Source organism: Pseudomonas sp. AA-38, assembly GCF_029457475.1.
Classification (GTDB): domain Bacteria; phylum Pseudomonadota; class Gammaproteobacteria; order Pseudomonadales; family Pseudomonadaceae; genus Aquipseudomonas.
Genome location: NZ_CP120359.1, coordinates 3,747,672 through 3,761,796, shown reverse-complemented (window position 1 = coordinate 3,761,796; position 14,125 = coordinate 3,747,672). Strand labels below are relative to the sequence as shown.

Below are 14,125 nucleotides of genomic sequence, written 5' to 3'. Positions count from 1 at the left end.
TGCGCACCGGGGCTACGGTGATTTGAAGGTGCGCACAGCACACCCTACACACATTACGGTGGTGTCGGCTCGTCCTCGTTGCGATCCAGCGCCACCTGGCGGATCGACAGGCGAATCTCCGCCGGCAACACGCGTTTGGCGGCGCCTTCGGCCAGTTCGCTGAGCAGCGGATGATGGCTGAGCTTGCCGGCTTCGTCCTGACGCAGCACGCCCTGATCCAGCAGGCTCTGGATGAAGTGGCGGAACAGGCTCTTGTCGAAGAACTCCGGCGCGTTCAGGCCATGCAGAATGGACAGGCGCTGAGCCATGACCGTACACAGGTCTTCCAGCTCTTCGGCGCTGATCGCGTTCTGCCCGGCGTTGAGCAGCAGGGCGATGGCCATGTAGAAGCGCTGCAGGGTCTGCGCCACCGAACGCGACAGCAGGGTCAGCAGCACGAACTGGCGCGAGCTGGGCGCCGGGCGCACGTACACGTCGCCCTCGACCTTGAGCAGACCCTGTTCGACGAAGGCCGCCAGCCACTGGTCGATCACGCCTTCCAGCTCGCTCTGCTCCCAGCGGATGAACAACTCGGACTGCAGATAGGGGTACAACGCGCCGGCGTAGCGCAGGATCTGTTCGCGGCTGATCCGTGCGCTGCTCTGGAAGAAACTGGCCAGCAGCGCCGGCAGGGCGAAGATATGCAGCACGTTGTTGCGGTAGTAGGTCATCAGGACGGCATTCTGCTCGTCCAGATAGAGAATCTTGCCCAGCGCGTCCTTCTGCTCGGCCAGCAGGTCCATGTCCTTGACGTGCTCGATCAGCGCCGCGCCGTCACCCTCAGGCAGGGTGGTGTGCGGCGAGTAGGGCACGGCACGCAGCAGCGCCAGGTACAGGTCGAGCACACGGGCCAGGGCGCGGTCGTCCAGGGCCAGCTTGCTGGTGGACAGCAGGGCCAAGGCCACCAGGTTGACCGGGTTGATCGACGCCGCTTCGTTGAGGTGACGCGCCACGCGCTCACCCAGACGGTTGGTGGTGTCGTTGAGCCAGGCTGGGCGATACTGCGGGCCCAGCTCCTGCTGGCGCCAGCCGGGCTGCTGCTGGTCGAGAAACTCGGCCAGCTTGATCGGCTCGCCGAAGTTCACCGAAACCTGGCCGAAGCGCTGCTTGAGCGCGCCGAGCACCTTGAACAGGTCGAAGATCGACTCCTTCTTCTTGCTCGCGCCACGAAGTTCGCCCAGGTAGGTGCGGCCTTCCAGCACGCGTTCGTAGCCGATGTATACCGGCACGAAGACGATGGGCAGGCGGTGGCTGCGCAGGAAACTGCGCAGGGTGATGGCCAGCATGCCGGTCTTCGGCCGCAGCATGCGCCCGGTGCGCGAGCGGCCACCCTCGACGAAGTACTCCACCGGGAAGCCCTTGCTGAACAGGGTGTGCAGGTATTCGTTGAACACCGCCGTATACAGCGGGTTGCCCTTGAAGGTGCGGCGCATGAAGAAGGCACCGCCACGGCGCAGCAGGCCACCGATCACCGGCATGTTGAGGTTGATGCCGGCGGCGATGTGCGGTGGCGTCAGGCCGTTGCGGAACAGCAGGTAGGACAGCAGCAGGTAGTCGATGTGGCTGCGATGGCAGGGCACGTAGATCACTTCGTGGCCCTGGGCGATGTCACGCACGCCTTCGACGTTATGCACCTTGATGCCGTCGTAGATCTTGTTCCAGAACCAGGAAAGCACCAGCTCAAGGAAGCGGATTACCGTGTAGGTGTAGTCCGAGGCGATCTCGTTGCCATAGCGCAGTGCCTGGGCTTCGGCCTTCTCCAGGCTGATCTTCTCGCGTTCGGCTTCCTCGGCAATCGCCTGGCGCACCATCGGGTCGTGCACCAGGCCTTTGACCAGGTTGCGCCGGTGCGACACGTCCGGGCCGATTACCGCGGCCTTCTGGTTGCGAAAGTGCACGCGCAGGATGCGGTGCACCATGCGCAGGGTGCGCTCGTGGCCCTTGTCCTGCTCGACCAGTTCACGCAGGTGGATGGGGCTGGAGAACTGCACGCGGGTCTTGCGCCCGAGAATCAGAATGCTCACCAGGCGGCGCAGGCGCCCGGTGACGGCCCAGCTATCGGCGAACAGCAGCTTCCAGGCGCTGGTTTCGCGATCCGGCGACTGCCCCCAGAACACACTGACCGGCACGATCTGCGCGTCATCCACGTCATGTCGGGCGAGGGCGGCGACCACCCGTGCCAAGGTCGGCGAGATGCCGCGCTTGTCCTGGCGGCCGAACCAGTCCGGCTCCGGGGTCAGGTAGAAGAAGGCCGCCGGCTCGATGTGTTCCCCCACCGCCAGCGGTAGCACCGGGCGTGGCAGGCCAGCCTTGGTGCATTCGCGATCGAGCACCGCCAGGTCGCTCACCGAGGGCTGCTGCAGCACGTAGAACACCGGCTTGCTGCGGTCGAGCTTGAGGGTGAAGGCGGACTGGTTGATGGTTTCCGAGCGTACCCAGAGGTACAGCAGGCGGCGCAACGCGCTGAAGGCCATGCGGCGGAAGGGGGAACGGGTCATACGGGCTCTTGAACGATTAAACGAGCGCATGCTCGGGAAGGGCGCTAGTGTGCCGCAAGCCACGGCAGACGGGCAAAAAATCGTCGGGAACGATTTTGGCAAGTCACCAAAAACGCTCGCGTCCGTGCGTTCAGCCTGGCCAGCATACACAAGACAGATGACGGAAAAACGCGCGATGGCTCAGCACCCGTTGATCAACAGAACGGCAAACTAGGTGTTGGGTTCCCGAACCGAATGCCGAATCAGGCCGACCCGATGCAACGAATCGCCGCCTGACCGGGTGATTGCCCCTGCCTGTCCGTAGCCTGGATGTAATCCGGGGAAGGCGGCGGCCTTACGCCAGTTTCATCACCACCACCCCAACGATGATCACCGCGCAGGCCAGCAGGCGAATGGGGCGTAGGGTTTCCTTGAGCAGCACCACCCCCAGCAGCACGGCGAACAGCACACTGGTTTCGCGCAAGGCGGAGACCAGTGCCACCGGCGCCTGGGTCATGGCCCAGATGACGATGCTGTAGGCCGTCATCGACATCGCCCCACCGGCCAACCCGCCGCGCCAGTGTGGTCCCAGTTGCAGAAAGGCGCGCGGCCCGCGGCTGATGGCCAACACCAGCGCCATTACCACGCCGTTGACGGCGAACAGCCACAGCGAATAGCTCAGCGCATCGCCATTGGCGCGGGCGCCCATGGCGTCGCTCAGGGTGTAACCGGCGATGAACAGTGCCGTCATCAGGGTGCAGAACAGCATCGCCGCTTGTGGCGCCTTGTGTTGCCCGCCGCGCAACGCCATCAGCCAGATGCCCATCACCAGTATCAGCAAACCGCACAGTTGCCATGGGCTGAGGTCGTCATGCAGCAACAGCAGCGAGAGCAGGGCGACCATCAAGGGCGAGCTGCCGCGAGCGATGGGGTAGACCTGGCCGAGGTCGCCGTACTGGTAGGCGCGGGCAAGAAAGACGTTGTAGCCGATGTGCAGCAGCGCCGAAAGCCCGATCCAGAACCAGGCCGAACTCTGTGGAACTGCTACCCAGGGCAGGGCGCAGAGTGCCACCAGGCCGGCACCTATCTGGATCAGGGTGGCGCTGAGGAAACGATCCAGGCCGATCTTGAGCAGGGCGTTCCAGCCGGCATGCAGGGCGGCTGCGGCGATGACGGCGAGAAATACCGGAGTGTCCAAGGTTGGCCTCTATGACGATGCGGGCGAGCGCGCCAGGCTACTGTCTTTTGCGGCTGCGCGCACGAAACCCAGGCCAGAGCCTTGATCCCTTGGCAGATTCGCTGCATTGGGTCAGGCTGGTGGCCAAGCAACGGCTATGCTTAGTCGAGCTCTTCGCCCTCCTCAAGGCTCCAGGCTGACTACGTGAAGCACAGGATCATCACCACAGCGTTGCTCTACCTAGCTCTCGGCTCCGCTTTCGCTGCCGAGCCCTATCGGGTCGTCATGGATGAGTGGGCACCCTACAACTATCAGGAGAACGGCCGGCTCACCGGTATTTCCACGGATATCGTGCGTGCCATCATGGCGCTGACCGGGGATGATTTCGAGATTCAGCTAATGCCCTCCATGCGTGCCACGCTCACCCTGCGTAACCGGCCACGCACCATTATGTATTCCCTGTTCCGCACGCCCGAGCGCGAGGAACTCTACAAATGGGTGGGCCCCATCGTGGAGGAGTCCATCTACCCTTACCAACTGGCCGCTACCGCGCAGCCGATCAACTCCCTGGAGCAATTGATGCATGCCCCGCGAATCAGCACCCGGCACGCCGGCTTGGTGCCTGCACTGCTGCAGGAGCTGGGGTTTCGCAATCTGGACAAGAGCGCCACGAGCAGCATGCAGCTCTATCTCATGTTGCTGGCCGGACGCACCGATATCATCATCGGCGACACCCCTGCCGGGGTGGCTTACTACAGCCGAGAGCTGGGCATCGCGCCCGGTACGCTGCGGCGCATCCCCCTCGAACTGTTTCGCGCCCCCCTGTACATCGCCTTCAGCCACGACAGCGACGACGCCCTGGTCGCTGCCTGGGCCGACGCGCTGAACCAACTGCGCCGCTCGGGCGAGCTGGAGCGCATCGTGCAGCGCTATCTGCCGGCGCAGGGTAGCGATCATGCAGCGCCCTAGTGTTTCAAGTGTCTGCCTTGGCTGGCGAAGCCTGGCGTAGCTGATCCAGGCGCGCGCGGGTCGTCGCGTCCGCACCTGGCCCGGGCAGCAGCCCGAGATCCTTCAGGCCGACCGGCCGGTCGTCGACATCACGCAGTTGCACGGGAGCGAGTGGTGCCCCCGTGCGGCGATTGACGAGAAGCACCGGCGATCCTTCGGGCAGCGGGTTCCACTCATCGCCCCACTGCAGCATGGCAATGATGATGACGTGCAGGGCCCGGCCCTTGTCGGTCAAGGCGTATTCGGTGCCGGCACCGACGGCGTTCTTCACGACGATGCCGTACTCCTGCAGCGACTTGAGGCGCTTGGACAGGATGCCTTTGGAGATATCCAGGTTGCGCTGGAAGTCATCGAACTTGTTCGTCCCCCAGAACAGCTCGCGCACGATCATCAGATTCCACCAGTCGCCCAGCACGTCCACCGAGCGGGCGATAGAGCAATTGCGATCCTCGAAGGTGACTCGTTCCACTATGAAGGTCTCCGGGTATGCAGGCCTTTTCAGTGCCTGGCGAGAAAGCGGTTGACAGGTTTCATGATAGCACCTAATGTTTGGCTTGCATGGTTCTTTTATAGAACCTTTAAATCCAGTCCGACCGAGGTTCCGCTCATGATCAAGCATTTTCTGGCCGTAACGGCCTTCATCGTTGTAACGACGGCCCATGCCGCCCCTTTGCAAACCTGCCTCACCAATGAGCTGGAGCCCGGCTCGATCACGGCACAGATTGCGCTCGCTGCAGGCAACTGCTACCTGGCCCAGGCCAGTGACAATACGCAGCGCATCGTGGCCCTGGAGTATGCCCATAGCTGGTTTCTGCACGCTCAGGCACTCGGCGCCAGCCAGGCCAGCGAAGGCTTGGAAAGGGTCGAGCGGGGGCTGGCGCAAGTCGCTCAGGAGAATCGCTACGCAGTGCGGCCCTGAGCGTCGGGCCGGATGAGAGCAGGGCGCCGTAAGGCGCCCGGAATGGAGTGGCTATCTGGTCGTTTGGGCACAGTGCGGAATGCAGCAGGGATGGCCCAGGGCGGCTCGTTCAGATCCAACGGTCATTTTCCGCCGTAAGTTCGCCGCCTTCGTTGCCCGTATTCAGAACCCCACGGGGTTCGATGAGCATCATCTTCACTTCCTCGGCCGCATAAGGTTTGTGCTCGACTCCCTTGGGCACCACGTAGAGTTCGCCAGCCTGCAGAACGACATGGCCGTCGCGAAAATCGATACGTAGTTGTCCTTCGAGCACCAGAAAGGCTTCGTCGGTGTCGGCATGGGAATGCCAGACGAAGTCGCCTTCGACGCGCACCACCTTGAACTGGTAGTCGTTCATTTCCGCTACCACCCGAGGCGACCAGTGTTCGCGGATGAGTGAGAGCTTCTGCTGAAGGTTGATCGCGCCAGTAGCACGGTTATCGACGGGGTGAGACATCGGGGGATCCTCGTTGTGGTTTTCTTCAGACTAACGAGGTGCGATGGCGGCGTCTTGTACGATCCTACCGCTTCAGCATGGCTAGCCAGCGTGCCGGAGGTAGGCCGAAGCTGCGCATGAAGTGGCGCGTCATATGGCTCTGGTCGAAGAAGCCGGCAATCAGGGCGGCATCGGCCAGGCTCACTCCAGAGCGCATGAGCGTTCGGCAGTGGTCGAGGCGACGCAGGGTCACATAGCGATAGGGACTGGTCCCGAACAGCGCACGAAAGTCTCGCGACAGGCTCCAGCGCTCCTGGCCACAGGCATGCTCCAGATCATCCAGCGAAATGGTGCTGTCGAGGTGCGCGTGGATGTAGTCGCGAGCACGGCTGGCGGCGTGGTAGTCCGGCGTCCGGCGTCCACGCCGCCAGTTGGCCACGGCCTGCAGCGCCTGGGCCAGGTCGTAGATGGCGTCGTCTTCTTCCAGTGGGTCGAGCCTGTGCTCCATCGCTTGCATGAAGGCTTCCGTGGCCTGGCGCAGGCGTATGTCATCGCTGATGCCGCCCTCGACGAAAGGCAATGGTTTGCCGCCGAGCACCTGCTGAATCAATGCCGGATCGATGTACAGCATGCGATAGCGAAAGCCTGCGTCGGTGCCGGCCATGCCGTCATGCAATTCATCGGGGTGCAGCACCAGTGTGCTGCCGGGCAGGCTGTGGCGCATCGAGCGACAGTAGCGAAAGCTCTGCACGCCGGAGAGGGTGCGGCCTATGGCGTAGGTGTCATGTCGGTGCGGATCGTAGCCGTGGCCGCTGAAGTAGGCCTCGATACGCTCTATCCTGCCTGGCAGGTTGCTGTGCCGCACCCAGTCACTGGCGTTGCTGCGCCGGCTCACGCAAACACGCTTTGCAGGTCGTGCTGGCGCACTCGCAAGCCGTTTGCCCTCACTGGCGCAAATCCACCGCCGGTGTGCCCTGACCGTCGAAGAGTTGCGTCGGGTTACGCGGCAGGATGCTCGGGCTGTCTTGCCCGCCGCCATTGCCGAGAATGCGGATGTCGCCGTATTTCTTGCCGGAAAGCGCCGCCAGGCCGGCGCCGTCGCGCACCACGGTGGGCCGCAGGAAGACCATCAGGTTGCGTTTGATGTGCGAGTCGCGGGTAGAGCGGAACAGCCCACCGATCAGGGGAATGTCACCCAGCAGCGGCACCTTGGACACAGCCTGGGTGACGTCGTCCTGGATCAGCCCGCCGAGCACGATCACCTGGCCATCGTCGGCGAGGATGGTGCTCTTGATCGAGCGCTTGTTGGTCACCAGATCCACCGCCTGGGCGTTGAGCCCGGTGCTGGGGGCGATGGAGGAGATTTCCTGCTCGATTTCCAGGCGCAGGGTGGCGCCTTCGTTGATGTGCGGGGTGACCTTGAGGGTGACGCCGATATCCTTGCGCTCGATGGTGGTGAAGGGGTTGCTGGAGCCGGCGGCATCGGTGGTGTAGGAGCCGGTCTGGAAGGGCACGTTCTGCCCCACGAGGATTTCCGCCTTCTGGTTGTCCAGGGTCAGCAGGCTCGGCGTGGACAGCAGGTTGCTCTTGCTGTTGGCCGACAGCGCGGTGATCAGCGCGCCGAAGCGGTCGCTGCCGACGCCGATGATGGCGCCATCGGGCAGGCTGGTGTTGTCGGGGATTTCGCCGCTCTGCAGGATTTGCAGCACGGTGCCGACCGACAGCCCGGTGCCGCCGAAGTTGACGCCGCCGAGGCTGCCACGGCCGCCGCTGCCGCTGCGACCATCCACCGCCCACTGCACGCCGAGGGCGTCGGTGATGTCGCCGGAAATCTCGACGATGGCCGCCTCGACCATCACCTGGGCGCGGGGTACGTCGAGCTGGCGCACGATGTCTTCGAGGGTGGCCACCATGTCCGGTTCGGCCAGCAGCACCAGGGCGTTGAGGCTCTCGTCGGCGCGGATGAGGATATTCGCCGGTTTGCTGGTGGCATCGCTGCCTTGTTGGTTCTTCAGGCCTTCGGAGATTTCCCCGAGGGTTTCGGCCAGGGATTTGGCGTCGTTGTGGCGCAGGCGGATGACTCGGGTATTGGCCGAGCGGCTGCTGGGGCCGTCCAGCGAGCGGGCCAGGTCGGCCAGCTTGGCGCGGGCTTCCGGTGGGCCGAGCAGGATCAGGCGATTGGTGCGGGCGTCGGCCACCACCTGGGTGGCGCTGGTGCCCTTGGCCTGACCGCGGGCGATGCTGTTGTTGAGCACCTCGGCGGCGTCCATCACCCAGGCGTTCTGCAGGGTGACCACGGTGAAGTCCTGGGCGCCGCTGTGGTCGAGCTGGCGCACCAGCTCTTCGATGCGCGCAATGTTGGCGCTGCGGTCGCTGATGATCAGGGCGTTGGCCGAGGTGACGGCGGCCAGGTGGCCGTACTGCGGCACCAGCGGGCGAATCAGCGGTATGAGTTCGGCCACCGGCGTCTGCTGCGCCTGGATCAGGCGGGTCTCCAGGCGATCCGGGGCGGGGCGGCTGCTGTCGGCTTCGGCCTTGGCCTCGGCATTGGGCACGATGCGCGCCTGGTCGCCCTGGGTCATCACGCTGAAGCCATGGGTGGCCATCACCGAGAGGAAGAGCTGGTAGACCTCGGACAGCCCCAGCGGCGTGCTGGATACCACGGTGACCTGGCCCTTGACCCGGGGGTCGACGACGAAGGTCTGCCCGGTGATGGCGGCGATCTGGTCGATGAACTCGCGGATGTCCGCGCCCTTGAGGTTGATGGTCCAGCTTTCTTGCTGCTGGTTGCCACCGGCGGCCGGGGTTATTTCGGCGTACAGCGGCAGAGGGGCGCTGGCGAGACTGGCCAGGAGCAGGGCGAAGGTCAATCGGCTACGGAGGGCATGCATCGGTTCAGTCGCTTTCCTGGGGCTGATCGGTGGGGTTTTCCGGCTCGACGGCACCGGCTTCCATTTGTTCACGCAACGCCTGCATGCGCTGGCGCAGTTCTTCGCTGTTGTCCTGCTGCAGTTGCTCGAGCTGGTCGAGGGTGCTGTCGGTGGTCGCGTCGGGCATGGCCGGAACACTGTACGAGCTGCTGCTGGGACGAGGGAAACCTAGGCTTTCGCGGCGGCCGTTGCGCAGCAGCTCAACATGGTCGGCGTAGACCGCGTCGAGGCGTACGCCGTTGTCCACTTCGCTGCCCAGGCGATAAAGCTGCGCCGGCTGGCCCTGGCGCTGGATCAGCGCGCTGGAGCGTTGCGGGTCGCTGTGCACGAAGCTGCCGAGCAGGGTCAGTTGCAGGTTGGTGGCTGGCGGCGGGCCACTCTCGGGCCGTTGCGCCGTGCCGAAGAGCTGGGCGATGGGGGCGCTGGTGGTCGGTGTCGGGGCGCTGTTGCTGGCGCTGCTGGCAGTGGGCAACGGGCCACGCACCAGGCGCAGCAGGTCGGCGCTCTGCCAGGCGAGGGCGAGACTCATGATGATCAGCAGCGAGGCGCCAATCAGGGTTGGGGCTCTGTCCTTCAAGCGCAGGTGAACGGGCAAATGCATCACTCCGGAAACGGCGTTCTAGTTCTTCTTGGAGACGGCGCGGGCCGATCATAGCAGCCTGAACCCGCTTGGTATCCCCTGAGTTAACAGGCCGTTGAAAAACGTAAGCGAGGCAGGCAAGACAAGGCAAAAACAGCCGAAAAAGCGCAGTTTACGCGCTGTAAATGAGCATTTTGAGGCTGTTTTTAACGCAGTATTGCCAACGCAGGTAGTTTTTCAACAGCCTGTTAGGTGGGTGAATGGCTCTCGGCAATGTGTTAAAGATGGCTGCATCATTACCACAAGAAACCCTGGCCAGCACATGTGCGGCGCGTTGAACCCTTCGATGCTGCCGGACTTGGGTGACAACTCTGTGTATCAGTTGTCGCATTAGGCTGCGAGACTCCAGGCATCAGGTTCAGATTCAAGGTTCGCTGCATGAATGCTTCGCTGCCGGAAACGCCATTGCGCCGCTTGCCCTTCAGTTTTGCCAAACGCCATGGCGTGGTATTCGGCCTGCACGAGGGGCGCGTCTGCCTGATCCACCGCGCCGACTGCGAGCTGGCAGCCCTGGCCGAGGCGCAGCGCTTCGCTGGGCGTAGCTTACCTTTGCAGGCGTTCGGGGCCAGCGAGTTCGCCCAGGCACTGGGCGCTGCCTACCAGCATGATTCGGCCTCCATGCAACTGGCCGAGGACATCGGCGGCAGTTTCGACCTGGCCTCGCTGGCCGAGCAGGTGCCGGAAACCGAAGACCTGCTGGAGCAGGAAGACGACGCGCCGATCATCCGCCTGATCAACGCCATCCTCGGCGAGGCGATCAAGGAAAACGCTTCCGACATCCACCTGGAAACCTTCGAGAAACGCCTGGTGGTGCGCTTTCGCGTCGACGGCATCCTGCGTGAAGTGCTCGAACCCAAGCGTGAGCTGGCCGCCTTGCTGGTGTCGCGGGTGAAGGTGATGGCGCGCCTGGACATCGCTGAGAAGCGCGTGCCGCAAGACGGGCGCATTTCCCTCAAGGTGGGCGGGCGCGAGGTGGACATCCGTGTTTCCACGCTGCCTTCGGCCAATGGCGAGCGGGTGGTGCTGCGTCTGCTCGACAAGCAGGCCGGGCGCCTGTCGCTGCAACACCTGGGCATGCGCAGTGAAGACCGCGCGCTGATGGAAGAAACCGTGCGCAAGCCGCACGGCATCCTGCTGGTCACCGGCCCCACCGGCTCGGGCAAGACCACCACCCTCTACGCCAGCCTGGTCAGCCTCAATGACCATACGCGCAACATCCTCACCGTCGAAGACCCAATCGAGTACCACCTCGAAGGCATCGGCCAGACCCAGGTCAACGCCAAGGTGGACATGACCTTTGCCCGTGGCCTGCGCGCCATCCTGCGCCAGGATCCGGACGTGGTGATGGTCGGCGAGATCCGCGACAAGGAAACCGCCGAAATCGCCGTGCAGGCCTCGCTCACTGGTCACCTGGTGCTGTCGACGCTGCACACCAACAGCGCCATCGGTGCCATCACCCGTCTGGTGGACATGGGCGTGGAGCCCTTTTTGCTGTCTTCATCCCTGCTCGGCGTGTTGGCCCAGCGCCTGGTACGGGTGCTGTGCCCGGCGTGCAAGGAGGCCTATACCGCCGATGCCACCGAATGCGTGCTGCTCGGCGTGCCGGCCAACTCGCCGCCGACCCTGTACCATGCGCGCGGTTGCGCCCAGTGCCATCAGCAGGGCTATCGCGGGCGTACCGGCATCTACGAACTGGTGGTGTTCGACGAAACCATGCGCACCCTGGTGCACAGCCGGGCCTCCGAGCAGGACATGACCCGCCACGCCCGCACCCTGGGCCCGAGCATCCGCGACGATGGTCGGCGCAAGGTGCTGGAAGGGGTGACCACGGTGGAGGAAGTGCTGCGCGTGACGCGAGAAGAATAGATGGCCGCCTTCGAGTACATCGCCCTCGACGGTCGCGGTCGCCAGCAGAAGGGCGTGCTGGAGGCCGACAGTGCGCGCCAGGTGCGTCAGCTTTTGCGTGAGCGGCAGTTGGCACCGCTGGAGGTCAAGGCCACGCGCAGCCGCGAGCAGAGCAGTGGCGGCACGCGCCTGGGCTTTGCCCGTGGCCTGTCGGCACGCGACCTGGCTCTGGTCACGCGGCAACTGGCGACCCTGATCCAGGCGGCGCTGCCCATCGAAGAAGCCCTGCGCGCCGCGGCGGCGCAAGCCACCCATGCACGTATCCAGGGCATGTTGCTGGCGGTGCGCGCCCGTGTGCTGGAGGGCCACAGCCTGGCCGCCAGCCTCAAGGAGTTTCCCGCCGCCTTCCCCGAGCTGTACCGCGCCACGGTGGCCGCGGGCGAGCATGCCGGGCACCTCGGCCCGGTGCTGGAGCAACTGGCCGACTACACCGAACAGCGCCAGCAGTCGCGGCAGAAGGTGCAACTGGCGCTGCTCTATCCGGTGATCCTGATGTGTGCCTCCCTGCTGATCGTGGGTTTTCTGCTTGGCTACGTGGTGCCGGACGTGGTCAAGGTGTTCGTCGATTCCGGGCAAACCCTGCCGCTGCTGACCCGTGGGCTGATCGCCCTGAGCGACTGGGTCAAGGCCTGGGGCCTGCTGGCGGTACTGGTGCTGGGCCTCGGCGTGGTGGCCTTGCGCATGGCCTTGCGCGACGAAGCGCTGCGCCTGCGCTGGCATGGTTTTTTGCTGCGTCTGCCGCTGATCGGGCGGCTGGGACGCGCCACCGATTGCGCGCGCTTCGCCTCGACATTGGCCATTCTCACCCGCAGTGGCGTGCCATTGGTGGAAGCTTTGGCGATTGCCGGCGAGGTGATCGCCAACCGAGTGATCCGTGGCGAGGTGCTGGTAGCGGCGCAGAAGGTGCGCGAGGGCGGCAGCCTGACCCGTTCGCTGGAGGCCACCGGGCAGTTTCCGCCGATGATGCTGCATATGATCGCCAGCGGCGAGCGCTCCGGCGAGCTGGATCAGATGCTGGCGCGCACGGCGAAGAATCAGGAAAACGACCTGAGCGCACAGATCGCCTTGCTGGTCGGATTGTTCGAGCCGTTCATGCTGGTCTTCATGGGCGCAGTGGTGCTGGTGATCGTACTGGCCATCCTGCTGCCGATTCTTTCCTTGAACCAAATGGTGGGGTAACTAGGTGAAAAGCAGACAAGCAGGTTTCACGCTTATCGAAATCATGGTGGTGGTGGTGATCCTCGGGATCCTCGCCGCCCTGGTGGTGCCGCAGGTGATGAGCCGGCCGGATCAGGCCAAGGTCACCGCCGCGCAGAACGATATCCGCGCCATCGGCGCGGCGCTGGACATGTACAAGCTCGACAACCACAACTACCCCAGTACCCAGCAGGGCCTGGAGGCGCTGGTAAGCAAGCCGGGTGGCAACCCGCCGGCGAAGAACTGGAACAAGGACGGTTACCTCAAACGCCTGCCCATCGACCCCTGGGGCAACCCCTACCAGTACCTGGCACCCGGTACCAAGGGCGGCGCCTTCGACCTCTATTCCCTCGGCGCCGACGGCAAGCAGGGCGGTAGCGACCTGAACGCCGACATCGGCAACTGGGACCTCTGACCCGATCATGCCGTCGCTCGCCCCTACACATTTTGGCCAGCGCGGCTTCACCCTGATCGAGCTGCTGGTGGTGCTGGTCATCCTCGGTTGCTTGATCGGCCTGGCGGTGCTCAGTACCGGCATTGCCGGCCCGGCACGCGAGCTGCGTAGCGAGGCCGAGCGCCTCAGCGGGCTGATCGGCGTACTGACCGACGAAGCGGTGCTGGACAACCGTGAGTACGGGCTGAGTTTCACCCGCGAAGGCTACCGGGTGCTGCGCTACGACCCGCAACGTGCCGAGTGGCAGGCGTTGGATGAGCAGGCCCATCGTCTGCCTGGCTGGGCCGAGCTGACGCTCGAGGTGGAGGGCGAAGATGCCGACCAGGCCGCGAGCCTGCCGGCCAAGGCCAGCGCCGATAACCCGCAACTGCTGATTCTCTCCAGCGGCGAGCTGACCCCTTTCCGGCTGCGCCTGGGCGAACGCCGGCGTGATGGCCTGCGCCTGCAACTGTCCAGCGATGGCTTCGGCCTGCCGCGTGTCGAGGAGCTGGGCACGGGGCGCAGCGGATGAAATCAGCACGCGGCTTTACCCTGCTCGAAGTGCTGGTGGCCCTGGCCATCTTCGCCCTGGTCGCCGCCAGCGTGCTGACGGCCAGCGCCCGCAGCGTGCGCACCGCTGGCCAACTGGAGGACAAGACCCTGGCCATGTGGGTGGCCGACAACCGCTTGACCGAGCTGCAACTGGCCGACACACCGCCCGCCGATGGTCGTGATCAGGGCCAGGTGGAGTTCGCCGGGCGCCGTTGGGTGTGGCAGAGCGAGATCGAGGCCACCAGCGAGCCGGCCATGCGCCGCGTGACCCTGTGGGTGGCGCCCGAGCAGCGCAGCGCCAGCGGCGACCTGCGCGAGCGCGCGGTGGTCAGCCTCAGCGGCTTCCTGGAGACGCCGCAGTGATCCGTCTCCC

General features: G+C 64.6%; 14 protein-coding genes. 7 read left to right on the top strand and 7 right to left on the bottom strand.

Annotated elements, in window-relative coordinates:
- Positions 1–53: 53 nt before the first annotated feature.
- Together plsB and PVE35_RS17305 are read right to left on the bottom strand one after the other, a co-directional pair.
- Positions 54–2,537, bottom strand: a complete 2,484-nt coding sequence (gene plsB / locus PVE35_RS17310) for a glycerol-3-phosphate 1-O-acyltransferase PlsB (protein WP_277372495.1) — start codon at positions 2,535–2,537, stop codon at positions 54–56.
- Between the two features lie 334 nt (positions 2,538–2,871).
- Positions 2,872–3,714: an EamA family transporter gene (locus PVE35_RS17305; protein WP_277372494.1), complete on the bottom strand. Its 843-nt coding sequence runs from the start codon at positions 3,712–3,714 to the stop codon at positions 2,872–2,874.
- 183 nt (positions 3,715–3,897) lie between these two features.
- Between PVE35_RS17305 and PVE35_RS17300 the strand changes: the two genes are divergently transcribed.
- Positions 3,898–4,662, top strand: coding sequence for a transporter substrate-binding domain-containing protein (locus tag PVE35_RS17300; RefSeq protein WP_268178337.1), 765 nt, complete (start codon positions 3,898–3,900; stop codon positions 4,660–4,662).
- A gap of 4 nt (positions 4,663–4,666) precedes the next feature.
- Here PVE35_RS17300 and PVE35_RS17295 read toward each other — a convergent pair whose 3' ends face one another.
- Complete coding sequence (locus PVE35_RS17295; protein ID WP_268178336.1) at positions 4,667–5,170, bottom strand: helix-turn-helix domain-containing protein; 504 nt, start codon at positions 5,168–5,170, stop codon at positions 4,667–4,669.
- Between the two features lie 138 nt (positions 5,171–5,308).
- Here PVE35_RS17295 and PVE35_RS17290 point away from each other — a divergent pair, with 138 nt between their 5' ends.
- A complete protein-coding gene (locus PVE35_RS17290) occupies positions 5,309–5,620 on the top strand; it encodes a hypothetical protein (RefSeq protein WP_268178335.1) in 312 nt (103 codons plus the stop codon).
- A gap of 109 nt (positions 5,621–5,729) precedes the next feature.
- Here the strand turns inward: PVE35_RS17290 and PVE35_RS17285 are convergent, their stop codons facing one another.
- The 4 genes from PVE35_RS17285 to PVE35_RS17270 all read right to left on the bottom strand — a co-directional run bounded on the left by PVE35_RS17285 (position 5,730) and on the right by PVE35_RS17270 (position 9,626).
- On the bottom strand, positions 5,730–6,116 hold the full coding sequence (locus PVE35_RS17285) for a cupin domain-containing protein (protein ID WP_268178334.1): 387 nt from the start codon (positions 6,114–6,116) through the stop codon (positions 5,730–5,732).
- A 64-nt stretch (positions 6,117–6,180) separates the two neighbouring features.
- On the bottom strand, positions 6,181–6,990 hold the full coding sequence (locus tag PVE35_RS17280) for an AraC family transcriptional regulator (protein WP_268178333.1): 810 nt from the start codon (positions 6,988–6,990) through the stop codon (positions 6,181–6,183).
- 49 nt (positions 6,991–7,039) lie between these two features.
- Positions 7,040–8,986, bottom strand: coding sequence for a type II secretion system secretin GspD (gspD, locus tag PVE35_RS17275; protein ID WP_277372493.1), 1,947 nt, complete (start codon positions 8,984–8,986; stop codon positions 7,040–7,042).
- Between the two features lie 4 nt (positions 8,987–8,990).
- Positions 8,991–9,626, bottom strand: a complete 636-nt coding sequence (locus tag PVE35_RS17270; RefSeq protein ID WP_268178331.1) for a type II secretion system protein N — start codon at positions 9,624–9,626, stop codon at positions 8,991–8,993.
- Positions 9,627–10,043: 417 nt separating this feature from the next.
- On the opposite strand from PVE35_RS17270, the gene gspE reads away from it, so the two are divergent.
- The 5 genes from gspE to gspI are packed head-to-tail and all read left to right on the top strand — an operon-like array spanning position 10,044 to position 14,115.
- Entirely contained in the window at positions 10,044–11,531 is a 1,488-nt protein-coding gene (gene gspE / locus PVE35_RS17265) for a type II secretion system ATPase GspE (RefSeq protein ID WP_277372492.1), read from the top strand.
- Positions 11,532–12,749, top strand: coding sequence for a GspF family T2SS innner membrane protein variant XcpS (xcpS, locus tag PVE35_RS17260; RefSeq protein ID WP_277372491.1), 1,218 nt, complete (start codon positions 11,532–11,534; stop codon positions 12,747–12,749). It begins immediately after the preceding gene.
- 43 nt (positions 12,750–12,792) lie between these two features.
- The gene (gene gspG / locus PVE35_RS17255) at positions 12,793–13,182 is read left to right on the top strand and encodes a type II secretion system major pseudopilin GspG (RefSeq protein WP_277374903.1); all 390 of its coding nucleotides are present in this window, start codon (positions 12,793–12,795) and stop codon (positions 13,180–13,182) included.
- Positions 13,183–13,189: 7 nt separating this feature from the next.
- On the top strand, positions 13,190–13,732 hold the full coding sequence (gene gspH / locus PVE35_RS17250; RefSeq protein ID WP_277372490.1) for a type II secretion system minor pseudopilin GspH: 543 nt from the start codon (positions 13,190–13,192) through the stop codon (positions 13,730–13,732).
- Entirely contained in the window at positions 13,729–14,115 is a 387-nt protein-coding gene (gspI, locus tag PVE35_RS17245; RefSeq protein ID WP_268178327.1) for a type II secretion system minor pseudopilin GspI, read from the top strand. The genes gspH and gspI overlap by 4 nt, the downstream gene beginning before the upstream one ends.
- Positions 14,116–14,125 lie beyond the last annotated feature (10 nt).

What these genes read in the sequence shown, in the direction of transcription:
- plsB (WP_277372495.1), bottom strand. Translation starts at nt 2,537, where the DNA reads ATGACCCGTTCCCCCTTCCGCCGCATGGCCTTCAGCGCGTTGCGCCGC.
- PVE35_RS17290 (WP_268178335.1), top strand. Translation starts at nt 5,309, where the DNA reads ATGATCAAGCATTTTCTGGCCGTAACGGCCTTCATCGTTGTAACGACG.
- PVE35_RS17285 (WP_268178334.1), bottom strand. Translation starts at nt 6,116, where the DNA reads ATGTCTCACCCCGTCGATAACCGTGCTACTGGCGCGATCAACCTTCAG.
- gspD (WP_277372493.1), bottom strand. Translation starts at nt 8,986, where the DNA reads ATGCATGCCCTCCGTAGCCGATTGACCTTCGCCCTGCTCCTGGCCAGT.
- PVE35_RS17270 (WP_268178331.1), bottom strand. Translation starts at nt 9,626, where the DNA reads ATGCATTTGCCCGTTCACCTGCGCTTGAAGGACAGAGCCCCAACCCTG.
- gspE (WP_277372492.1), top strand. Translation starts at nt 10,044, where the DNA reads ATGAATGCTTCGCTGCCGGAAACGCCATTGCGCCGCTTGCCCTTCAGT.
- xcpS (WP_277372491.1), top strand. Translation starts at nt 11,532, where the DNA reads ATGGCCGCCTTCGAGTACATCGCCCTCGACGGTCGCGGTCGCCAGCAG.
- gspG (WP_277374903.1), top strand. Translation starts at nt 12,793, where the DNA reads ATGGTGGTGGTGGTGATCCTCGGGATCCTCGCCGCCCTGGTGGTGCCG.
- gspH (WP_277372490.1), top strand. Translation starts at nt 13,190, where the DNA reads ATGCCGTCGCTCGCCCCTACACATTTTGGCCAGCGCGGCTTCACCCTG.
- gspI (WP_268178327.1), top strand. Translation starts at nt 13,729, where the DNA reads ATGAAATCAGCACGCGGCTTTACCCTGCTCGAAGTGCTGGTGGCCCTG.